Origin of the sequence: Rhizobium sp. ZW T2_16, assembly GCF_044987325.1 — a bacterium.
Classification (GTDB): Bacteria; Pseudomonadota; Alphaproteobacteria; order Rhizobiales; family Rhizobiaceae; genus Neorhizobium; species Neorhizobium cellulosilyticum.
The window spans coordinates 1081476-1102556 of the sequence record NZ_JBJDRG010000001.1; the positions used below are offsets into that span (position 1 = coordinate 1081476).

Consider the following 21081-nt stretch of genomic DNA (forward strand, 5'->3'; position numbering starts at 1 on the left):
AGAACCGGTCTTGCATCAGGAATTGCTTGGAAACAGATAGATGGAGCAGCCTCGCGTTTCAAAGATCAAGCGAAGCTGCTCCAAAAGATTACTGCGTTACCGGCGCGCTCGCGCCGAGCACGACAGGTGCATCGGGGATCTTGGTGAAGGTCTTGATCAGCGTCGCATAGGTTGCGGCGGGATCTAGATCCTTGAAGGCTTCCGGATACATGAAACTCGCCATGTATTCGAGGCCGACGATGTTATACGGGTGGTTGTAGAACTGGTGATAGAGACCGTAGACGCGGCCATCCCGCACCGCCTTCATCGCGGCAAAGCCGTCGCGCTGCTCCAGCTTGCCGAGTGCTGCGGAAACCTGCTGCGGCGTGACGTTGTAGCCGAACGGAGCCGCCGAGTTCTCCGGGTTCGTCCACTGCGAACCGGACATGATGTAGACATCCGGCGGGTTGGAGCCGAGCAGCGCCTCGAGCGACACGGTACCCGTCTGGCCCGGCAGCAACTTCGAGCCGATATTGTTGCCCTTCAGCGAGGTCACCAGCTTGCCGAAGCCGGTATCGCCATGCGTGAAGCAGCACCCGTCGCCCTTGTTGCCGGCCTTCGCTTCGACGAAGACGTTCGGAAACACGGTCTGTCTGGCGATGACGTCGTTCAGGTGGTCGAGGTGCTGCTTGTAGAAGGACACGTATTCGCCAGCCTCCTTCTCGCGATCCATGACCTTGCCGAGCACTTCGACGCTTTCCGTCGTGTGGCCGACCGGCTCTTCCATCACGTCCAGATAGACGACCGGGATATCGAGCGCCTTCAGCTTGTCCTCGATACCGCCTTCCTTGAAGGATTTTTGCGCCCGCATCTGAGCGACGACAACATCAGGCTTGGCCGCAATGACCGCTTCCAGATCGGTTTCACCGTCCTCGGACAGGCTCATCACCGGCGGCGCCTTGCCGAAAGCCTGGTCCATCAGCTTGGCAGTGCCCGGATCCGACTTGACGAAATTGGAGCTCCAGCCGACGACACGCGCATACGGGTTGTCACGATCGAGCAATGCAACGGTCAGCATGTCGCGACCATCCTGCAGAATGATCCGCTCGGGCTTCTTGGCGATCGTCACAGTGCGTCCCGCGACATCGGTGATCGTTGCCGGATAGTCGGTGGCAAACGCGGTGGATGCACCAAGCGCAAGGGCAAAGGCGGAAAATACGATCGGTCTCATGGGTGTCCTCTGTGTGTCCGTTGCATCAGATCTCCTCCCGGTTGCGGACCTACGCCTATTTCATGACCAAAACAATCAACTTTTACTTGAAAAATGGACAGATCCTGACGACCCCACCCAATTCGCAGTAGAATTGTACAAATCGGCGATATCTCGCATCCGCGTTTGAAACGATAAGGCCTCTCGGGCATTATTGCGTCACTCGAAACCGCCCACCTCGCCGTACGCATACCCCCCGGAGCCGCATGACAACCCAGCAGATCCTCGCCTTCGCCGTCATCGCCGCGATGATGGCAGTGTTCATCTGGGATCGGTTTCGCTATGATGTGGTCGCCTGTTGCGCGCTGGTTCTGGCCGTGGCTCTCGGTGTCGTGCCGACCGACCAGGCATTTTCCGGCTTTTCCGATGACATCGTCATCATTGTCGGTAGCGCTCTGGTTGTCTCCGCAGGTGTGGCGCGCTCAGGTATCGTCGATCTGGCGATCAAGAAGTTCTTCCCGAATCTCGACACGCTGCACACCCAGCTCGCGCTGTTGATGATCGTCGTGGCGGTTCTCTCCGCCTTCATCAAGAATATTGGCGCGCTCGCCATCATGATGCCGGTCGCCTTCCAGTTCGCCAAGAAATCCGGTGCCTCGCCGTCGAAATACCTGATGCCGATGGCTTTTTCGGCGCTGCTCGGCGGGCTGATGACGCAAATCGGCACCTCGCCCAATATCGTCGTCTCACGCATCCGCGAAGAGCTGACCGGCCAGTCCTTCACCATGTTCGACTTCACCCCGATGGGTGTCATCCTCTGTCTCATCGGCATCACCTTCCTGCTCTTTTTCCACTGGCTGGTGCCCAGCCGCACGAAGGAAAACCACTCGATCGAGGAAGCCGTCGAGATCAAGAACTACACCTCGGAAGTGATGGTGACGGCGCAATCCACCGTGCTCGAAAAACGGCTGGGCGAACTGCTGAAACTCGGCGATGGCGAAGTGATTGCCAATGCCGTGCTGCGCGGCACCGCCCGCATGGCGCCCTTCCCGGACCTGAGCCTGCGGGAAAACGACATCGTGATGCTCGAAGGCCCATCCAAGGCGCTGGACCGCATTGTCTCGAACGCCAAGCTGCAATTGTCCGGCAAGCCGCTGACCGGCGAACAGGCGCAGGGCGACATCATATCGGTCGAGGCGATCATCAGCCAGGAATCGCCTCTGAAAGGCCTGTCCGCCAAGGAACTGGCGCTCTCCTATACACGCGGCGTCAATCTTCTGGCGATCAGCCGCCACGGCGAACGCTTGAAGGAGCGCCTCGGCAGCCTGACGCTTGCGGCCGGCGACGTGATCGTGCTGCAGGGCTCGCGAAAGACCATGCCCACCATCATGCAGGATTTCTCCCTCCTGCCACTCGCCCAGCGGGAAGTGCTGCTCGGCACCCGCCGCCGCGCCTTCATTCCGCTCATCATCCTTGCGCTCGCCATGGCCGCTACCGCCGTCGGCTTTGCTCCGGTTCCGGTCGCCTTTTTCGCCGCCGCCCTCGGCATGGTCGTCTTCCGCTGCATACCGCTCACCGATTTCTACAAGTCTGTCGACGGGCCGATCCTCGTCATGCTGGCAGCGCTCATTCCCGTCTCCGACAGCCTTCGCACGACAGGCGGCAGCGACCTGATCGCCGGCTGGCTCGGCGAGGTCGCGGCAACCCTGCCCGCCTGGGGTGCCCTTGGCCTCATCCTCATAACCGCCATGGCGGTTACCCCCTTCCTCAACAATGCTGCGACCGTGCTTGTCATGGGACCGATCGCGGCAAGCTTTGCCACCAGTCTCGGCTTCAAGCCCGAGGCCTTCCTGATGGCGGTTGCGATCGGCGCAGGCTGCGATTTCCTCACCCCCGTCGGCCACCAGTGCAACACGCTGGTTTTCGGTCCGGGCGGTTACAAATTCTCCGATTACCCCCGCCTCGGCCTGCCCCTGTCCTTCCTCATCATCCTCGTCAGCATTCCGGCCCTGCTCTATGTTTGGCCGGTCGCCTAGCCCCGAGGGGCGTCACCTTCCCAAAAACCTTGACGCTTCGGCCTGAATATGGCCTAAGCCTGCCCCAATCCCTATTCCCGGAACAGGCTTGGCGCATCCAGTTGCGCCGCGAAATAGAGCAGCACAATGATCAACCCGACCCCACGCGTCCGCATCGCTCCCTCGCCCACAGGCGAGCCGCATGTCGGCACCGCCTATATCGCCCTTTTCAACTACCTCTTCGCAAAGAAGAACGGCGGCGAATTCATCCTGCGCATCGAGGATACCGATGCCACCCGCTCGACGCTCGAATTCGAGGAACGGGTTCTGGATGCACTGAAATGGACGGGTCTGAAATGGTCGGAAGGCCCGGATGTCGGCGGCCCCTACGGCCCCTACCGCCAGTCCGAGCGCAAGGACATGTACCAGCCTTTCGCACAGGACCTGCTCGACAAGGGCCATGCCTTCCGCTGCTTCTGCACGCCCGAGCGGCTTGAGCAGATGCGCGAAGGCCAGCGCGCCGCCGGCAAGCCACCGAAATACGACGGTCTCTGCCTGCATCTGACTGCGGAAGAAGTCACTTCGAAGATGGCCGCCGGCGAAAGCTCCGTCGTTCGCATGAAAATCCCGACCGAGGGCTGCTGCGACTTTACCGACGGCGTTTATGGCGACGTCTCGATCCCGTGGGACAGTGTTGACATGCAGGTGCTCATCAAGGGCGACGGCATGCCGACCTATCACATGGCAAACGTCATCGACGACCACCTGATGAAGATCACCCACGTCGCCCGCGGCGAGGAGTGGCTGGCATCGGTGCCGAAGCACATCCTGCTTTACCGTTATTTCGGCTGGGAAGCGCCGGTCTGGATGCACCTGTCGCTGATGCGCAATGCCGACAAGTCCAAGCTCTCCAAGCGCAAGAACCCGACCTCGATCAGCTACTACTCGGCGCTCGGCTACCTGCCGGAAGCCCTGATGAACTTCCTTGGCCTCTTCTTCGTGCAGATCGCCGAAGGCGAAGAACTGCTGACCATGGAAGAACTGGCCGGAAAATTTGATCCGGAAGCCTTGTCCAAGGCGGGCGCCATCTTCGACCTGCAAAAGCTCGAATGGCTGAACGGCCGCTGGCTGCGCGAAAAGCTGACGCCGGAGGAATTCGTCGCCCGCACGCTCGAATGGGCAATGGAAAACGATCGCCTTAAGCAGGGCCTGCTGCACTCGCAGAGCCGCATCACCAAGCTCGGCGACCTGCCGAACCTTGCAGGCTTCCTGCTCGCCGCCGATGTCGGCCTGACGCCGGCATCCTTCGCCGGCCTGAAGACCTCGCCGGAAGATACACTGCTGATCATCAACACGGTCCAGGCCGACATCGAAAAGATGGTCGAGTGGAACGTGGAAGCGATCGACGCGGAACTGCGCGCCGTTGCCGACAAGCTGGAAAAGAAACTCCGCGTCGTCACCCCGCCGCTCTTCATCGCCATGTCCGGCTCGTCCCGCTCGCTGCCGCTGTTCGATAGCATGGCCATTCTCGGCCGCTCCGTCGTTCGCCAGCGCCTGAAGATCGCAGCAACGGTCGTCGCCTCAATGGTCGGCGACGGGAAGTAAATTAGGAAATAGTGCCGGCCCCTCATCCGCCTGCCGGCACCTTCTCCCCGTAAGGACGGGGAGAAGGACGCAAGAGGCAAACTCTGCAGCCACCCTCAAACGTCGAGCGTGGCACGTCCCCTCGCCCCGCCTGCGGGGAGAGGGTTAGGGTGAGGGGCAGTCACACGGCACAAGGCCACAAGCCGTCACAGGAACTAGAATATGACCGACACGACAAAGACCGAAACCGCCCTCTCCTCCGACGTCACCGAAGTGCGCGCACAAAAGCTTGCCAAGCTGCGCGAGACCATCGGCGATGTCTATCCGGCACATTTCCATCGCACCATGACCAATGCGGAACTGGCTGCGAAATACGAGGCGCTGGAGCCGGACACGGAAACTCAGGACGTCGTCACGGTCGCCGGCCGCGTCTATTCCTCGCGCAATTCCGGCATGTTCATGGATATCCATGACGCTTCTGGCAAGATCCAGATCTTCTCCCACAAGGACGTCACGCCGGAAGAAGCGCGCAACATGCTGCCGCTGATCGATCTCGGCGACATCATCGGCGTCACCGGCACCGTGCGCCGCACCAAGCGCGGCGAGCTGTCGATCAACGCGCAGCAGATCACCATGCTGACCAAGTCGCTTCTGCCGATGCCGGAGAAGTGGAACGGCATTGCCGATATCGAGATCCGTTATCGCAAGCGCCACCTCGACATCATGAGCAACGAAGAATCGAAGCTGCGCTTTCAGCAGCGCTCGAAGATCGTTTCCGGCATCCGCCACTTCATGGAAAACGACGGCTTCTTGGAAGTCGAAACTCCGATGCTGCAGACGGTTTATGGCGGCGCCACTGCCGATCCGTTCAAGACCTTCCACAACACGCTGAAGATGGACATGTACCTGCGCATCGCGCCGGAACTTTTCCTGAAGCGCACGCTGGTCTCGGGCCTTTCCGACAAGGTGTTCGAGATCAACCGCAACTTCCGCAACGAAGGCGTCTCTACCCGGCACAATCCCGAATTCACCATGATGGAATGCTACTGGGCCTATGCCGATTACGAGGACGTCATGGACCTCGTCGAGCGCCTGTTCGAAACGCTCGCCGTTTCGATCCACGGCACCCCGGACGTCACCTTCGGCGACAAGCAGATCTCCTTCAAGGGCCCGTTCAAGCGCGTGCCGATGCCCGACGCGGTCAAGGAAGCGACCGGGATCGACTTCCTGTCGATCAAGACCGACGAGGAGGCCCGCGCCGCAGCAAAGGCCGCTGGTTTCGAGGTCGAGAAGGACTGGACCTGGGGCGAATGCCTTGCCTTCATCTTTGAAGAAAAGGTCGAGGGCACGCTGATCCAGCCGAGCCACGTCACCCACTTCCCGAAGGACATCTCGCCGTTTGCCAAGGAAGTTCCGGGCGAGCCGCGCCTCGTCGAACGCTTCGAGACCTATTGCAACGCCTGGGAAGTAGGCAATGCCTTCTCCGAACTGAACGACCCGGAAGAGCAGCGCAAGCGCATGGTCGAGCAGCTCGAACAGGCCCATGCCCGCGGCGAGAAGGACAAGCAGCTGGACGACGAGTTCCTCGACGCGATCGACCAGGGCATGCCCCCGGCCGGTGGCCTCGGCATCGGCGTCGACCGCCTCGTCATGCTTCTGACCAACGCCCCGTCGATCCGCGACGTCATCCTCTTCCCGGCCCGCAAGGCCAAGGCGGACTGAGGAACGAAACTCTGCCTCCTTCCGCTCTATGGGAGGGAGGCAGTCCTGATTAGACAGCTAATCAAACAAAGGCATCAGTCCTCACATCTGACTGCAGCGCAAGTGTTGGTAAAGGTGAAAGTCAGATCAACTCGGCTGGCTGATTTCACCTCCAGAACGAGATGGCCTTTACGGCCGGTCGAGCGCATCAGCGTATCAAACGCTACACTCTTGCTGTCGCAGACTATGTTCGAGATGACATAAGCTTCCCGATCAACATAGTCGATTGCCTCCACAGCCACGCGGCCATCACGAACAAAGATGTGATACTCAGAGCGGCCGTCATCACTATCCCACTCTGCTCTCCATCGCCCAAGCAAAGCCATGGGCAGGTTCAGATATGTGACGTTGGTCATTATCGCTCTTCTTTCAGAAGTGCATTTAACGCCTCGGGCAAAAGCTTGCGCAGTTGGCGCTCCGCATCACGATCATATCGACGATCGTCAGGCTCCTGCCCCTTTTGCGCAGGCCTAGCGACTTGGCGCAGATAGAGTTCTATTTCAGCTGTTTGGCGGCTGCGCTTGTCCCGTTTTGCCATATGTCCCTCACCACAGCCGCGGCCTTAACGATCAGGCGCCAGCCGTTTGAAGGTACAGGGGGGCCCGTCAATCCGCTGGCGGTGCAGCATTCGCCGCAGGCGCTGCCTGTTGCGCCCTGAATTTTTCCAGCCATGCGGCACCGGCCGTATCGGCTGCGCTTGCACCGGAAGCCGCAGACTGCGGTCCTTCCGCATGAGCTTCTGCTTGCGCAGCCTCAGTAGTAGCCTTCGGCTGGCCTTCACCGCCAGCTGCAGTCCCGGAATGAACCTCGTCAGCCGCATCCGACTTCGACCAACCCTTGCCACCCTCGGCCGTTGTTCTCGGCTCACGCGCAGGTTCTGAGGCCTGCTTGGCTTCATCCGCTGCATCAGCCTTGGCTTCCTTCTGCGCGGGAGCGGCTGGCTCATCGGCAGAACTGCCAAGGATCATGCTCTTTGCCTGATCGAAAAAGCTTTTTTCTGCGGCAGGCTTGTCAGTGGAGGAAGTGTCTGTCTTTGCAGCCTGCGCGCCATGGTTTTCACCGGAAGGCGCGGCTGCTGCAGGAGCAGCCTTTTCCTCGCCCTGACCTGCCTCATGACCGGCAGAAGCTTCTTCCTTCGCACCGAAAACCATGCCGGTAATCGAACTGAGGAAACCACCGCTTTCAACGGCGGCGACCTCTTCGCTTTTTGCTTCGCTTTCGGCGATGGCACCTTCTGCCGCCGGCGCTGCACCATGGCCAGAAGCCTTCTCGCCGCCAGCGGCAGGGGCCCCATGTCCGGACGCCTTTGGTTCGACCTTGGCTGCTTCGCTGCCCTCTGGCAAGGACGGGTCGATGCAGTCTGCCTTGTCGGTCAGATGCGCGTCGAGATGCTCGATATCCTCCAGCGGAAGATCGACCCGCATGCCGTAGAAATGGCCGCTGGCGCTCGGTGCGCCATCGAGGTAATAGGCGGAGTAATTCTCGGTCTGCCCACCTGCCGGGATCTTGGCAGGGTTTGGAATGTAGACGACCTGCGCGGCAATCGCGCGGCCGCGCATGTCCGCGGTATCCTTGGGGCCGGCGCTGTCGATCATCGCGACCTGCACGAGACCGGCCTTTTCCTTTTCCTGCACCGCCCGTGCCACGCGCAAGGCCGTCTTCAGCCGCGAAATGCCGTCACCGGCCTGGTCGCTGGTTACATATTTGCGCACCCATATGCTGCCGTCGCGGCGCATCTTCTGCGTCTGCAGCGTCGTACAGGTCAGGCCGTTTATATCTTTATAGGATGGGCCAAGGATCTTGTCGGTTCCGATCAGCACCGCTGCCGAGCCGCTCGCGCCACAAAGAACCAACGCGCCGCTGAGAAGGAAGATGAATTTCTTCGACAGCCGGATCTTCATTCGCCAACACCCGGCATAGTCAACTCCAGTTACGCAATACAAGTCATGGAACAATGAGGGCATATTCGCCCAATCTTATTGAAGAAACTTTAAGCGGATTTGTCAGGCCGCCGTTCCAAAGCGGGACTCCGTGCTTATTGCGAATGATTTGCAACAGCGTTGACAGCTGGATTTTTGCCGCTAGATTAAATTGCGAATGATTTGCAACAGCAATAACGGATCACGAATGTCGTTTTTGAGAATTGCATGCCTCGGCACCGGCCTCCTTGCCGGCCTGATCTCCCTGCCCTTCGCCGCTGCGGCTGAGGAAAAGCCCAAGGTCGTCACCACCTTCACCATCATCGCCGACATGGCGAAGAACGTCGCAGGCGATGCGGCCGATGTCGAAAGCATCACCAAGCCCGGCGCCGAGATCCACAATTATCAGCCGACGCCGCGCGACCTCCTGCGCGCCCGTGACGCCGATCTGGTTCTGCGCAACGGCCTCAACCTCGAACTCTGGTTCGAACGCTTCCTCAGAAATCTCGGAGATGTGAAAAACGTCACCGTTTCGGATGGCGTCACCCCCATGTCGATTGCCGGGGGCGCCTATCAGGGCAAGCCCAACCCGCATTCCTGGATGTCGCCCGAAAATGCCGTCATCTATGTCGAAAACATCCGCAAGGGCCTGACCGAGATCGACCCGGCCAATGCCGAAACCTATGCCGCAAATGCCAAGGCCTATACGGACAAGATACGGGCCGAGGTTCAGCCGATCCGCGATGAGCTGGCAAGACTGCCGCAGAATCACCGTTGGCTCGTCACCAGCGAAGGCGCGTTTTCCTATCTCGCTCGCGATTTCGGCCTCAAGGAGCTTTATCTCTGGCCGGTCAATGCCGACAGCCAGGGCACGCCGCAACAGGTCCGCGCCGTCATCGATGCAATGCGCGAGCATGATGTGAAGGTGATCTTTTCCGAAAGCACCGTCTCCGACAAGCCGGCCAAGCAGGTCGCCTCCGAAACCGGCGCGACCTATGGTGGAGTTCTCTACGTCGACTCGCTCAGCGAAGCCGACGGCCCGGTTCCAACCTATCTCGACCTCCTGCGCATCACCTCCGAAACCATCGCAAAAGGTCTCGCGCAATGAGGATGGGTAAGACCAAGCCGGTAGCTACCGGCATCAGGCTCGACAATGTCAGCGTCGCTTATCGCAACGGCCATACGGCGCTGAAACATGCCAGTTTCGAAGTGCCGAAGGGCACGATTACCGCACTTGTCGGCGTTAACGGCGCCGGCAAGTCGACGCTGTTCAAGGCCATCATGGGCTTCGTCAAGCTGACCGAAGGCTCGGTTGAAATCCTTGGAATGCCCGCCCGTGAGGCTTTGAAAAAGAACCTCGTCGCCTATGTGCCGCAGTCTGAAGAAGTCGATTGGGACTTCCCGGTTCTGGTCGAGGACGTGGTGATGATGGGCCGCTACGGCCACATGAATTTCCTCCGCATCCCGTCGCGCCGCGACCACGACATGGTCACCGAGGCGCTGAAGCGGGTGAACATGCTGGAATACCGCAAGCGCCAGATCGGCGAGCTTTCCGGCGGCCAGCGCAAGCGGGTTTTCCTTGCCCGCGCGCTCGCCCAGGAAGGCCAGGTCATCCTGCTCGACGAGCCCTTCACCGGCGTCGACGTGACGACCGAGGAGCAAATCATCACATTGCTCAAGGCCCTGCGCGACGAAGGCCGTGTCATGCTGGTCTCCACCCACAATCTCGGCAGCGTGCCGGATTTCTGCGACCGCACGGTTTTCGTCAAGGGCACCGTCATCGCCTATGGCAAGACGGCCGACACGTTCAACGAGGCCAATCTGGAAAAGGCATTCGGAGGCGTGCTGCGCCATTTCATCCTCGGCGGTGCCGACCTGCATGACGATGCCGATCCGCGCCGCGTCAAGGTCATCACCGATGACGAACGCCCCTTCGTCACCTATGGGAACGGCACGGAAAAAACAAAGGTGAAAAAGAAGAAGAAGGACGGCGTCGATGCTCCAGACGCTTCTTGAACCCTTCACCTACGGCTACATGCTGAACGCCATCTGGGTCTCGGCTTTGGTCGGCGGCGTCTGTGGTTTTCTCTCCGCCTATCTGATGCTGAAAGGCTGGTCGCTGATCGGCGATGCACTCTCGCATTCGATCGTCCCAGGTGTCGCCGGCGCCTATATGCTCGGCCTCCCCTTTTCCATCGGCGCCTTCATGTCCGGCGGCCTTGCGGCACTTGCCATGCTGTTCCTGAACCAGCGTACCCGACTGAAGGAAGACGCCATCATCGGCCTGATCTTCACCTCCTTTTTCGGGCTTGGCCTGTTCATGGTGTCGCTCTCGCCGACCTCGGTCGATATCCAGACCATCGTCATGGGCAATGTTCTCGCCATCAGCCCCGGCGATACACTGCAACTCGTCATCATCGGCACCGTCAGCCTCATCGTCCTGACCTTGAAGTGGAAGGACCTGATGGTCGCCTTCTTCGATGAAAACCACGCCCGCACCATCGGCCTCAAGCCCGATGCGCTGAAGGTGATGTTTTTCGCCCTTCTCGCCGCCTCCACAGTCGCCGCCATGCAGACCGTTGGCGCCTTCCTGGTCATCGCCATGGTCGTTACTCCGGGTGCCACCGCCTATCTGCTCACCGACCGGTTCCAGCGCGTCATTCTGCTCGCACTCGGCATCGGTGCCGCCACCAGCTTCCTCGGTGCCTATCTTTCCTACTTCCTCGATGGCGCAACCGGCGGCATCATCGTCGTGCTGCAGACGGCCATATTCCTTATCGCTTTCGTTTTTGCACCCAAGCACGGCATGCTCGCCGCCCGCCGCCGGGTAAAGGCATCGCTGGAGGAAGCGATATGAGCGACACGATCGACCTCCTGCTTTTCCCCTTCCAGATCGACTTCATGCGCACCGCCTTTGCGGTAACGCTGATGATCGCGCTGCCGATGGCGATCCTCTCCTGCTTCCTCATCCTCAAGGGCTGGTCGCTGATGGGCGACGCGGTCTCCCACGCCGTGCTACCAGGCGTCGTCATCGCCTATATGCTGGCAATCCCCTTCTCCATCGGTGCCTTCATCGCCGGCATGGTCTGCGCGCTGGCAACCGGTTTCCTCAAGGAAAACAGCCGCATCAAGGAAGACACTGTGCTCGGCATCGTCTTTTCCGGCATGTTCGGCCTCGGCCTCGTGCTCTACGTCAATGTCCAGGCCGATGTGCATCTCGATCACATCCTGTTCGGCGACATGCTCGGCATCCTGCCGCAGGATCTGATCGAGACGACAGTGATCGCCATCGCCGCGACCATATTCCTCGTCATCTTCCGCAAGGACTTGCTGGTGCACGCCTTCGACGAACAGCATGCCAAGGCGATCGGCCTGCCGACCCGCCTGCTGCATTACGGCCTGCTCGCCGTCCTGTCGTTGACGGTCGTCGGGGCGTTGAAGGCGATCGGCATCATCCTGTCGGTGGCCCTCCTGATCGCCCCCGGCGCCATCGCCTTCCTGCTGACCCGCCGTTTCACCGCCATGCTGTTGACGGCGGTTGCAGTGGCGCTCGGCTGCTCCCTCGGTGGCATCTATCTCAGCTTCTTCCTCGATAGCGCCCCCGCCCCCACCATCGTGCTTTTGATGACGATTACCTTCATCGTCACCTTCATTCGCACCATGCTCGCCTCCCGCGCCGCGGCCTGATCAGGTCGCGGGCATATACCCGCTTGCGCGACGGAAAATCCGGGTATACACACGCATCAAGATGTCGAACGATACATGCCACTGCATCCTGTTGCGCAAGGCGACCCGCAAGGTTTCGTCCTATTATGACGAGGCGCTGGCACCGCTTGGCGTCAATATCGGCCAGTTCAGCCTGCTTCGAAACATCCGGCGTATGGAGCCGGTATCGCTGACCGATCTGGCGCACAAGGTCGAGCTCGACCGCTCGACCGTCGGCCGCAACGCCAAGGTGCTGGAACGGATGAAACTGATCGCCATCGGCCATGGCGAGGATCAGCGCGAGGCTGTGCTGACCATCGCACCGAAAGGCCGCGAAATACTGGAAAAAGGCGCACCCCTCTGGGATGGCGTGCAGGACGACATAGAGGCACGCCTCGGACACGAAAAAGCCCGGCAGTTGCAGGACCTCCTCGCAGAACTCTGATTTTTTGAACAGGATACGGGTATCTACCCGCGAATGCGGGCAAATACCCACAAAAGGCAGCCTCACACCGGCAGCAAACGAAGGGAACTAGGATGATATCGACAGGCGTTGCCGGCTGGATGGCGGCGAGAAAACTGCATTACGGATGGGTCGTTGCAGCCACCACCTTCCTGACCATGCTGGCAACTGCCGGCGCCATGGGTTCGGCCGGCGTGATGATCCAGCCGCTGCACCAGGAATTCGGCTGGGATATCGCCGATATCTCCACCGCCATGGCCGTTCGCCTCGTGCTTTTCGGCCTGCTCGGACCTTTCGCCGCCGCCTTCATGAACCATTTCGGCGTCCGTCAGGTCGTCTCGACGGCACTGGGCATGATCATGTTCGGCATTGTCGCCTCCTTCTTCATGACCGAGGTCTGGCAATTGCTGCTGCTCTGGGGCGTCGTCATCGGCGTCGGCACCGGCATGACAGCTCTGGTCCTTGGCGCAACCGTCGCCAGCCGCTGGTTTTCCAAGCGCCGCGGCCTCCTCATCGGCTTGATGACGGCAAGCAACGCCACCGGCCAGCTCGTCTTCCTGCCCATACTCGCAGCCCTGACCGAAGCCTATGGATGGCGCACTGCCCTCACGCTGACCGTCGCCGTCTTGGCCACGACCTTCGTTCTCGTCCTGCTCCTGATGCGTGACCACCCGTCCGATGTCGGCCTGCCCGCCTATGGCGAAACCGCCGTCAACAAGGCTCCGAAGCAGGATCACAAGCTTCTCGCCACGCTCCTGTCCCCGCTCGTCACCCTGAAAAGTGTTTCCGGCAACCCGGTCTTCTGGGTTCTGTTCGGCACCTTCTTCGTCTGCGGCCTGTCAACCAATGGCCTGATCCAGACGCACTGGATCTCGATCTGCGGTGATTTCGGCATGGCGGCAGTCACCGCCGCCGGCACGCTTGCCGTTATCGGCATCTTCGATTTCATCGGCACGATCTTTGCCGGCTGGCTTTCCGACCGTTACGACAACCGCATCCTGCTTTTCTGGTTCTACGGATTGCGCGGCCTGTCGCTGATCTACCTGTCCATGTCCGGTTTCAGCACGCTCGAACTCTCCGTCTTCGCGATCTTTTACGGTCTCGATTGGGTGGCAACCGTACCGCCGACAGTCAAGCTTGCCGCGGAAAGCTTCGGCCGCGAAAAGGCCGGCCTGGTTTTCGGCTGGGTCTTCACCGGTCACCAGTTGGGAGCCGCAACCGCAGCCTTCGGCGCCGGCTGGTTCAAGAGCGACTACGACACCTATATGCCCGCCCTGCAGATCGCAGGCGTCATGTGCATGCTCGCCGCAGTCTCGGTCATGCTGCTCCGGAAGCCGGCAAGCCCTGCCCCGCTATCCCAACCGGCCTGACTACTCAGACTCCGGGCCGGCAATCCATGCCGGCCCCTCCCCGCCGAAGCACTGTCGCTTCAATCCGGCTGTCCTTGGAATTCTTGAAGGCCTCCAGCGTCAGACTGACATAAAACGCCACGATTATCGTCAGCAGCAACACCATCGCCGAAGCGCTGAGCAAGCCCGAATAGGCGTGAAACGCATCCATCATCTGTATCTCCAATCCTGTTTCCTCGGATTGAATCTACCGATCAACATCACCGGCTGATTTCCGTTTCGTTTCAAAATATGTCGGCCTTGTCAAAGGACGTATCAAGCCGCCCGTTTCGAACCAGCCTGGCCGGCCGCAGCCTCCGGTTCGCGGATGCGATTACGCCGGTTGAGCTTGAAGTGATTGACGAGTTCGACAAGCTGCGCTGCACCCGCCGCCAGCGACCGGCTGATCGTCGTCGTCTTTTCCACCATGACCGCATTCTGCTGGGTCATGCGGTCGAGCTGCGAAACCGTGCTGTTGATCTCCGAAAGGCCGGTTGCCTGCTCCTGCGCAGCCGTCGCCAATGACTGAACATTGCTGTCGATCGACGCGACGAATGTCTCGATCTCATGCAGCGCCGAACCGGTCTCGTCCACCAGCCGCACGCCTTCCGTCACCTCGCGGCCCGACTTGTCGATCAGCGTCTTGATCTCCTTGGCGGCAGTTGCCGAGCGCTGGGCAAGCTCTCGCACTTCCTGCGCGACGACGGCAAACCCCTTGCCCGCCTCACCCGCCCGTGCGGCCTCCACGCCGGCATTGAGCGCCAGGAGATTGGTCTGGAATGCGATCTCGTCAATCACGCCGATAATCTTGGTGATCTCGCCCGACGCATCCTCGATCCGCTTCATCGCCGTGATGGTTTCCTTGACGACTGTGGACGAAGCCGTTGCAGCCTCCAATGCATTCTTCACCAGCTTGCGCGTCTCGACGGTGTTGGCAGACGATGCGCGGATGGTCGAGGTCACTTGCTCCAATGCCGCAGAGGCCTCCTCAAGCGATACCGCCTGCTCCTTGGTGCGGGCAGACATCTGATCGGCAGCCTCATGCATCTCCTGGCTGGAGCCGTTCAGCATGCCGGTCTGTCTCAGCACGCCCATCAGCGTTTCCTGAAACGCGCCGATGGAGGCGTTGAAGTCCCGCCGCAGGGGCTCGAACTCGGAGCTGAACGGAACATCGATCGTCTGGCGGATATTGCAGTCGGCAAGACGCCCGAGCCCTGCGCCCAGCTCCTTCACCACGGTCATGCGCTCGGAAACATCCGTGGCAAATTTCACCACCTTGAACACGCGGCCGCTGTCGTCGATGATCGGATTGTAGGACGCCTGGATATAGATCGGCTCACCTTGTCTGTTGACCCGGGTAAACTGCCCCGTGGAGAACCGGCCTGCGCGAAGCTCGTGCCAAAATTGCTTGTATTCAGCGGAGCGCGCATAATCCGGCTCGCAGAACATCGAATGATTCCGCCCGACGATCTCGCCCAGTTGGTAGCCCAGCGCGTGGAGGAAATTCTCGTTCGCCGTGATGATCTCGCCTTCCGGCGTGAATTCGATCACCGCTTGCGCCCGAGACAGCGCCTCCAGCTTGCCGCGGTTTTCCAGCGCATCCTTGCGCGATGCCGTGATGTCCGTGGCGATCTTCACCACCTTGTAGGGTTTGTTGCCCTTGAAAAGCGGATTGTAGGAAGCCTCGATCCAGACCTCGCGACCGCCCTTGCCGAAACGCTTGTATTTGCCCTGGTCGAACTTGCCCTTCGCCAGCCCCGCCCAGAAATCCGCATAGCCCTTCGACGCGGCGTCCGTCGGATCGACAAAGATGCGGTGGTGCTTGCCGACGATCTCGGACAGCGAATAGCCGACCGTCCGGCAGAAATTCTCGTTGGCTGTCAGGATGATGCCGTTGAGGTCGAACTCGATGATCGCCTGTGAGCGATTGAGCGCCTCGACAAGGGCTGCGTTGGACTGCATGTGGCCGAAAGGCAAACCGACCATGGATATCTCCGCTTGGCTAATTTTGCCGGAAGGCTATCCACCTTTAATAAAGTTTAAGTTAATTAAGCACTTGATCGAATTCAACTTTACGGTGTTCAATAGCACTACGCCTCCCGCAATCAGAAGGCTGTTCGCCATGAAAAAGGCCCGCCTCGCGGCGAGCCTTTCTGCTATGTTGGCGGTGGTTCTTGTGATCAGGCGGCAGCGAGCTGCAGTTCCTTGCTGACAAGGTTGCGAAGCGCAATCAGATCCTTGTTGAAGAGACGAATGCCGTCCGAGAGCTTTTCGGTCGCCATCTGGTCCTCGTTCAGCATCCAGCGGAAGGTCTTCTCGTCCATCTTGATCGGGGCGACGGCTTCGAACTTCTCCGGCGAAAGCTTGCGCTCCAGCGTGCCTTCGGCCTTGTCCAGCTCATCGAGCAGGTTCGGCGCGATCGTCAGACGGTCGCAACCGGCCAGCGCTTCGATCTCGCCCGTGTTGCGGAAGGAGGCACCCATGACGATCGTGGAGATGCCGTTTGCCTTGTAGTAGTTGTAGATCGAACGGACCGAAACGACGCCCGGATCGGTTTCAGCTGTGTAGTCCTGACCGGTCGACTTCTTGTACCAGTCGAGAATACGGCCGACGAAGGGCGAGATCAGGAATGCCTTGGCATCCGCGCAGGCAACGGCCTGGGCATGGCTGAACAGCAGCGTCAGGTTGCAATCGATGCCTTCGGCCTGCAGCACTTCAGCAGCCTTGATACCTTCCCAGGTGGAAGCAAGCTTGATCAGAATACGCTCGCGCTCGATGCCACGCGCCTTGTAGGCAGCGATGATGTCATGCGCCTTCTTGATCGAGGCTTCGGTATCGAAGGAAAGGTCGGCGTCGACTTCGGTCGAGACGCGACCCGGAACGATCCCGGCCAGTGCAGCACCGACATCGATCGCCAGACGATCGGCTACGGCAACCGCAATCGCGTCGTTATTGCCGCCCTGTTTGCGGCCCCAGGCAACGCCTTCCTTCACCTTGTCGGCAAAGATCGAGGTACCGATCGCCTTCAGAACGATCGAAGGGTTGGTGGTGCAATCGACCGGCTTCAGGCGGGCAACGGCTTCAATATCGCCGGTGTCGGCGACGACGGTGGTCATGGAACGAAGTTGCTCTAGTTTTGACGTCATCCGAATGGTCCTCACTGATGGCTGTCGGTGCTGGAGGCACCGATTTTGCTCCTCTGGCATGTTATTTAGATAACATCCGCGGAAGGTAAAGAAGTCAAGACATTTGTCCTTCTCAATTGACATATGTTCCAATGAAGACGATATCATGACCAGACGCGCAGGAATTGCATATTCCGCATTTCGGGAGGATTGAGCGCCTTGGCCAGATTAAGACGCGAGAGCCATACGACCTATTCCGACGCGACCTCCCAGAGGCTTCGCGCCGCATGGCTTTACTACAATCAGGGCCTGACCCAGAAGGACGTCGCGGAAAAACTCGGCGTCAGCCGCTCGACCGTGATCCGCATGCTCGATGAAGCCATGAAGCGCTCCGAAGTGCAGATCTGGATCTCTGAAGGCGTCGAAAGCTGCGTCGAACTCGCAATCCGGCTGGAAAAGGCCTACGGGCTGGATGAGGCGGTCGTCGTCCCGACCCCGCGTGATAGCAGTGCCGATGCGCTTGCAGGCGCCGTCGGCCTGGCGCTCGGGCAGTTCTTGTCAGATGTCATTCAGGACGACATGACCATCGGCGTCGGCTGGGGCCGCACCATGACCGCCTCCCTCTCCAGCTTCCGCCCCGCGCGCCATAACAACGTCAAGGTCGTCTCCCTGCTCGGCGGCATCGTCGCCGTTCACCAGACGAACCCGATCGATTTCACCTGGCGTTTTGCCGGACAGTTGGGCGCCGAATGCTACATGTTCCTCGCCCCTCTTCTCGTCGATACGGTCGCCACCAAGCGTGCCCTGATCGATAAATGCGGCCTCGACACCATCTACAACCTTGCCGAGAATCTCGATCTTGCCGTCGTCAGCTGCGGCGATATCGGCCCGCATTCTACCTCGCTCTCGGAAGGCTTCATTTCGAAGAAGGAGTTGGACCGCCTGATCGCGTCAGGCTGTGTCTGCGATACCATGTTCAACTTCCTGAACGAGGAAGGTCATTCCGTCGATCAGGCGCTGAACGAACGGGTCATGTCGGTCGATCTCGATACACTGAAAAAAGCGAGACATATCGTGCTCTCGTCAGGCGGTTCCCACCGCGCGGTCGCCATCCGCGCCACCATCCGCCGTATCGGCTGCAACACGCTGATCACCGACGAAACGGCGGCAAAGGAGCTGCTGCGACTGGCTGAAGAGGATACAGCCACGCCTGAAACCGACTAGCCGGCACGATCCCGCAAAAACAGCTTTTCATGGGACGCGCCGGAAACAGGTCTGCCAACCGTTTGACAGACACTCGGAAAAAATGGCAGCAAATTGGAGGAGGAGATTTCTGCCATGGCAAAACGGTCTGACACCCAGGGACGGCTGGATGATGCGGCGAGGGCTGGCTGGCTCTATTACGTCGCCGGTCGCACCCAGGACGAAATAGCGGCCGCCATGGGCATTTCCCGGCAATCGGCGCAGCGTCTCGTCTCGCTCGCGGTGGCAGAGCGCCTGATCAAGGTCAGGCTCGACCATCCGATCGCCGCCTGCCTGGAACTGGCCGAAAAGCTCAAGGAAAAATACGGCCTGCGCCACGCGGAAGTCGTGCCGAGCGATACATCCGGAGCATCATCGACGATAGGCATTGCAGAGGCAGCCGCCGCGGAGATAGAGCGCTGGCTCAGACGGCCGGAGCCGATCGTGCTTGCGGTTGGCACAGGCCGCACGCTGAAGGCAGCGGTCGATCAGCTGCCGCCGATGGAATGCCCGCAGCATCGTATCGTGTCGCTCACCGGCAATATCGGGCCTGACGGTTCCGCCGCCTTCTACAACGTCATCTTCTCGATGGCGGATGCCATCAAGGCACGCCATTTTCCCATGCCGCTTCCCGTCCTCTGTTCCTCGGCCGAAGAGCGCGAGACTTTGCACGACCAAGCGCTTGTCCGTTCGACGCTGGCGCTCGGTGCGGAGGCAGCCGCCACCTTCGTCGGCATCGGCGAACTGGGCGTCGACGGCCCTCTCTGTGTCGACGGTTTCCTCGGCCGTGAAGAAATGCAGAGCCTCGTCGAAAGCGGTGCCGCGGGCGAAATCTGCGGATGGGTCTACGACCAGCAGGGCCGACTTCTGGACAACGCCGTCAACGAACGCGTCGCCAGCGTCCCGATCCCGTCCCGCTACACGAGCGCGGTGATTGGAATCGCGAAAGGACAGCGCAAGATCAAGGCCATCGCGGCAGCGCTTCGGGGCAAGCTGATCAACGGCATCATCACCGATGAAGCGTCCGCTGAGCAGTTGCTCCGCCTGTGAGCAAAAATTTTTACGTTCAAATTCAAGCGCTTAAAACGGTTCAATCGCAGTGCAGCGACGAATCCGTGTTGACTTCCATCAAGTCCTGATAAGTAATTGCCCACGAGCAAAGCGAATGCTCGCAATCATCTTCTCGGGAGGAAGATATGACATTGAAGACTTTTTTGCTGGGCGCCTGCTCGGCCATGGCTTTTGTTGCCACCGCCGCATCGGCTGAAACCCTCACAATCGCAACCGTCAACAACGGCGACATGGTCCGCATGCAGGGCCTGACCTCGGAGTTCACCAAGGCGAACCCGGACATCCAGGTAAACTGGGTCACGCTCGAGGAAAACGTTCTTCGCGAACGCGTCACCACGGACATCGCTGCCAATGGCGGTCAGTACGACATCGTCACCATCGGCAACTACGAAGTTCCGATCTGGGCCAAGCAGAAGTGGCTCCTGCCGCTCGACGGCCTCGGCGACAAGTATGACATGGACGACCTTCTGCCGGCGATCCGCGGCGGTCTGTCCGTTGACAGCAAGCTTTACGCGGCTCCGTTCTACGGCGAATCCGCCATGATCATGTACCGCAAGGACCTGTTCGAAAAGGCCGGCCTCAAGATGCCGGAAAGCCCGACCTGGGAATTCATCGCCGATGCGGCGAAGAAGATCACCGATCGTGGCAATGACGTCTCGGGCATGTGCCTTCGCGGCAAGGCCGGTTGGGGCGAAAACATGGCCTTCGTGTCTGCGCTCAACAACTCCTTCGGCGGCCGCTGGTTCGACGAGAACTGGAAGCCCCAGTTCGATCAGCCGGAATGGAAGGCTTCGCTGCAGTTCTATGCCGACCTGATGAAGGAAGCCGGCCCGGCCGGTGCGTCTTCGAACGGTTTCAACGAAAACCTGACGCTGTTCCAGCAGGGCAAGTGTGGCATGTGGATCGACGCGACCGTCGCTGCATCCTTCGTATCGAACCCGAAGGATAGTAAGGTTGCCGACAAGGTCGGTTACGCGATCTTCCCGTCCAAGGAAGGCGTGAAGAACCACGGCAACTGGCTGTGGTCCTGGAACCTAGCCGTTCCGGCATCCTCGCAGAAGGCTGAAGCCGCGCAGAAGTTCATCTCCTGGGCAACGAGCAAGGAATACACGGCACTCGTCGCATCTAAGGAAGGCTGGGCAAACGTTCCTCCGGGTACGCGCACCTCGCTCTACAAGAACGCGGACTACCAGAAGGAAGCAGCCTTCGCCGCGCCGACGCTTGCTGCCATGGACGCTGCCGACATCACCAAGCCGACCGTCAAGCCGGTGCCTTACACCGGTGGCCAGTTCGTCGCGATCCCTGAATTCCAGGCTCTCGGCACCACTGTCGGGCAGCTCTTCTCGGCTGTCATCGCCGGCCAGTCCACGGTCGACGACGCGCTTGCCGCCGCTCAGGCAACGGCAACCCGCGACATGACCCGCGCCGGCTACATCAAGTAAGGGATTTCCTCCCAAGGATAAGGGTTGTCCGGCTCTTTTGCCGGGCAGCCCGCCTCAAGCGGAAACCTGAACGACCAGAAGCTGCGCCTCTCGTCGTATCCGCAAGCTACCCTATAAAAACAAGATCGTGCTTCCAGGCTGACGTTCGTCAAGAGCGCTAACGCCTGCAATGAGAGC

19 protein-coding genes are annotated in these 21081 nt (G+C 60.1%); 12 read left to right on the top strand and 7 right to left on the bottom strand.

The genetic code is table 11. The features are described from left to right. Positions 1-88: 88 nt before the first annotated feature. A complete protein-coding gene (locus tag ACI3K0_RS05280) occupies positions 89-1210 on the bottom strand; it encodes an ABC transporter substrate-binding protein (RefSeq protein WP_404945068.1) in 1122 nt (373 codons plus the stop codon). A gap of 245 nt (positions 1211-1455) precedes the next feature. Between ACI3K0_RS05280 and ACI3K0_RS05285 the strand changes: the two genes are divergently transcribed. The 3 genes from ACI3K0_RS05285 (at position 1456) to lysS (ending at position 6510) form a co-directional block, all read left to right on the top strand. Continuing rightward, the gene (locus tag ACI3K0_RS05285) at positions 1456-3225 is read left to right on the top strand and encodes an SLC13 family permease (protein WP_404945069.1); all 1770 of its coding nucleotides are present in this window, start codon (positions 1456-1458) and stop codon (positions 3223-3225) included. Between the two features lie 126 nt (positions 3226-3351). Then, complete coding sequence (gene gltX / locus ACI3K0_RS05290; RefSeq protein WP_404945070.1) at positions 3352-4809, top strand: glutamate--tRNA ligase; 1458 nt, start codon at positions 3352-3354, stop codon at positions 4807-4809. A gap of 201 nt (positions 4810-5010) precedes the next feature. Next, complete coding sequence (lysS, locus tag ACI3K0_RS05295) at positions 5011-6510, top strand: lysine--tRNA ligase (protein WP_404945071.1); 1500 nt, start codon at positions 5011-5013, stop codon at positions 6508-6510. A gap of 74 nt (positions 6511-6584) precedes the next feature. Here the strand turns inward: lysS and ACI3K0_RS05300 are convergent, their stop codons facing one another. From ACI3K0_RS05300 to ACI3K0_RS05310, 3 genes are all read right to left on the bottom strand, one after another. Next, on the bottom strand, positions 6585-6905 hold the full coding sequence (locus ACI3K0_RS05300) for a hypothetical protein (RefSeq protein WP_404945072.1): 321 nt from the start codon (positions 6903-6905) through the stop codon (positions 6585-6587). After that, positions 6905-7087, bottom strand: coding sequence for a hypothetical protein (locus ACI3K0_RS05305; RefSeq protein WP_206823253.1), 183 nt, complete (start codon positions 7085-7087; stop codon positions 6905-6907). Before ACI3K0_RS05305 ends, ACI3K0_RS05300 begins: the two co-directional genes overlap by 1 nt. Positions 7088-7154: 67 nt before the next feature. Beyond that, entirely contained in the window at positions 7155-8450 is a 1296-nt protein-coding gene (locus tag ACI3K0_RS05310; RefSeq protein WP_404945073.1) for a hypothetical protein, read from the bottom strand. Between the two features lie 226 nt (positions 8451-8676). Between ACI3K0_RS05310 and ACI3K0_RS05315 the strand changes: the two genes are divergently transcribed. The 6 genes from ACI3K0_RS05315 (at position 8677) to ACI3K0_RS05340 (ending at position 14006) form a co-directional block, all read left to right on the top strand. Further along, positions 8677-9576 carry a metal ABC transporter substrate-binding protein gene (locus tag ACI3K0_RS05315; RefSeq protein ID WP_404945074.1) on the top strand — a complete coding sequence of 300 codons (900 nt, stop codon included), beginning with the start codon at positions 8677-8679 and terminating at the stop codon, positions 9574-9576. After that, the gene (locus ACI3K0_RS05320) at positions 9573-10484 is read left to right on the top strand and encodes a manganese/iron ABC transporter ATP-binding protein (protein WP_404945075.1); all 912 of its coding nucleotides are present in this window, start codon (positions 9573-9575) and stop codon (positions 10482-10484) included. Before ACI3K0_RS05315 ends, ACI3K0_RS05320 begins: the two co-directional genes overlap by 4 nt. Continuing rightward, positions 10465-11325 (top strand): metal ABC transporter permease, encoded by an 861-nt coding sequence (locus tag ACI3K0_RS05325; protein ID WP_183821000.1) that lies wholly within the window; start codon positions 10465-10467, stop codon positions 11323-11325. Before ACI3K0_RS05320 ends, ACI3K0_RS05325 begins: the two co-directional genes overlap by 20 nt. Then, positions 11322-12155, top strand: coding sequence for a metal ABC transporter permease (locus tag ACI3K0_RS05330; RefSeq protein WP_404945076.1), 834 nt, complete (start codon positions 11322-11324; stop codon positions 12153-12155). The genes ACI3K0_RS05325 and ACI3K0_RS05330 overlap by 4 nt, the downstream gene beginning before the upstream one ends. Before the next feature lie 61 nt (positions 12156-12216). Further along, positions 12217-12618, top strand: a complete 402-nt coding sequence (locus ACI3K0_RS05335; protein WP_404945077.1) for a MarR family winged helix-turn-helix transcriptional regulator — start codon at positions 12217-12219, stop codon at positions 12616-12618. A gap of 92 nt (positions 12619-12710) precedes the next feature. Beyond that, entirely contained in the window at positions 12711-14006 is a 1296-nt protein-coding gene (locus tag ACI3K0_RS05340) for an MFS transporter (protein WP_404945078.1), read from the top strand. A 4-nt stretch (positions 14007-14010) separates the two neighbouring features. On the opposite strand, the gene ACI3K0_RS05345 is transcribed toward ACI3K0_RS05340, so the two are convergent. The 3 genes from ACI3K0_RS05345 to tal all read right to left on the bottom strand — a co-directional run bounded on the left by ACI3K0_RS05345 (position 14011) and on the right by tal (position 17170). After that, on the bottom strand, positions 14011-14199 hold the full coding sequence (locus ACI3K0_RS05345; RefSeq protein ID WP_404945079.1) for a hypothetical protein: 189 nt from the start codon (positions 14197-14199) through the stop codon (positions 14011-14013). Between the two features lie 101 nt (positions 14200-14300). Further along, the gene (locus tag ACI3K0_RS05350; protein ID WP_404945080.1) at positions 14301-16010 is read right to left on the bottom strand and encodes a methyl-accepting chemotaxis protein; all 1710 of its coding nucleotides are present in this window, start codon (positions 16008-16010) and stop codon (positions 14301-14303) included. A gap of 194 nt (positions 16011-16204) precedes the next feature. After that, positions 16205-17170 (bottom strand): transaldolase, encoded by a 966-nt coding sequence (tal, locus tag ACI3K0_RS05355; RefSeq protein ID WP_206823289.1) that lies wholly within the window; start codon positions 17168-17170, stop codon positions 16205-16207. Positions 17171-17368: 198 nt separating this feature from the next. Between tal and ACI3K0_RS05360 the strand changes: the two genes are divergently transcribed. From ACI3K0_RS05360 to ACI3K0_RS05370, 3 genes are all read left to right on the top strand, one after another. After that, positions 17369-18373 carry a sugar-binding transcriptional regulator gene (locus ACI3K0_RS05360; RefSeq protein ID WP_404945081.1) on the top strand — a complete coding sequence of 335 codons (1005 nt, stop codon included), beginning with the start codon at positions 17369-17371 and terminating at the stop codon, positions 18371-18373. A gap of 114 nt (positions 18374-18487) precedes the next feature. Continuing rightward, complete coding sequence (locus tag ACI3K0_RS05365; RefSeq protein ID WP_404945082.1) at positions 18488-19441, top strand: sugar-binding transcriptional regulator; 954 nt, start codon at positions 18488-18490, stop codon at positions 19439-19441. A gap of 146 nt (positions 19442-19587) precedes the next feature. Continuing rightward, a complete protein-coding gene (locus ACI3K0_RS05370) occupies positions 19588-20904 on the top strand; it encodes a sugar ABC transporter substrate-binding protein (RefSeq protein ID WP_183820991.1) in 1317 nt (438 codons plus the stop codon). Positions 20905-21081 lie beyond the last annotated feature (177 nt).

What these genes read in the sequence shown, in the direction of transcription:
- ACI3K0_RS05280 (WP_404945068.1), bottom strand. Translation starts at nt 1,210, where the DNA reads ATGAGACCGATCGTATTTTCCGCCTTTGCCCTTGCGCTTGGTGCATCC.
- ACI3K0_RS05285 (WP_404945069.1), top strand. Translation starts at nt 1,456, where the DNA reads ATGACAACCCAGCAGATCCTCGCCTTCGCCGTCATCGCCGCGATGATG.
- gltX (WP_404945070.1), top strand. Translation starts at nt 3,352, where the DNA reads ATGATCAACCCGACCCCACGCGTCCGCATCGCTCCCTCGCCCACAGGC.
- lysS (WP_404945071.1), top strand. Translation starts at nt 5,011, where the DNA reads ATGACCGACACGACAAAGACCGAAACCGCCCTCTCCTCCGACGTCACC.
- ACI3K0_RS05300 (WP_404945072.1), bottom strand. Translation starts at nt 6,905, where the DNA reads ATGACCAACGTCACATATCTGAACCTGCCCATGGCTTTGCTTGGGCGA.
- ACI3K0_RS05305 (WP_206823253.1), bottom strand. Translation starts at nt 7,087, where the DNA reads ATGGCAAAACGGGACAAGCGCAGCCGCCAAACAGCTGAAATAGAACTC.
- ACI3K0_RS05310 (WP_404945073.1), bottom strand. Translation starts at nt 8,450, where the DNA reads ATGAAGATCCGGCTGTCGAAGAAATTCATCTTCCTTCTCAGCGGCGCG.
- ACI3K0_RS05315 (WP_404945074.1), top strand. Translation starts at nt 8,677, where the DNA reads ATGTCGTTTTTGAGAATTGCATGCCTCGGCACCGGCCTCCTTGCCGGC.
- ACI3K0_RS05320 (WP_404945075.1), top strand. Translation starts at nt 9,573, where the DNA reads ATGAGGATGGGTAAGACCAAGCCGGTAGCTACCGGCATCAGGCTCGAC.
- ACI3K0_RS05325 (WP_183821000.1), top strand. Translation starts at nt 10,465, where the DNA reads ATGCTCCAGACGCTTCTTGAACCCTTCACCTACGGCTACATGCTGAAC.
- ACI3K0_RS05330 (WP_404945076.1), top strand. Translation starts at nt 11,322, where the DNA reads ATGAGCGACACGATCGACCTCCTGCTTTTCCCCTTCCAGATCGACTTC.
- ACI3K0_RS05335 (WP_404945077.1), top strand. Translation starts at nt 12,217, where the DNA reads ATGTCGAACGATACATGCCACTGCATCCTGTTGCGCAAGGCGACCCGC.
- ACI3K0_RS05340 (WP_404945078.1), top strand. Translation starts at nt 12,711, where the DNA reads ATGATATCGACAGGCGTTGCCGGCTGGATGGCGGCGAGAAAACTGCAT.
- ACI3K0_RS05345 (WP_404945079.1), bottom strand. Translation starts at nt 14,199, where the DNA reads ATGATGGATGCGTTTCACGCCTATTCGGGCTTGCTCAGCGCTTCGGCG.
- ACI3K0_RS05350 (WP_404945080.1), bottom strand. Translation starts at nt 16,010, where the DNA reads ATGGTCGGTTTGCCTTTCGGCCACATGCAGTCCAACGCAGCCCTTGTC.
- tal (WP_206823289.1), bottom strand. Translation starts at nt 17,170, where the DNA reads ATGACGTCAAAACTAGAGCAACTTCGTTCCATGACCACCGTCGTCGCC.
- ACI3K0_RS05365 (WP_404945082.1), top strand. Translation starts at nt 18,488, where the DNA reads ATGGCAAAACGGTCTGACACCCAGGGACGGCTGGATGATGCGGCGAGG.
- ACI3K0_RS05370 (WP_183820991.1), top strand. Translation starts at nt 19,588, where the DNA reads ATGACATTGAAGACTTTTTTGCTGGGCGCCTGCTCGGCCATGGCTTTT.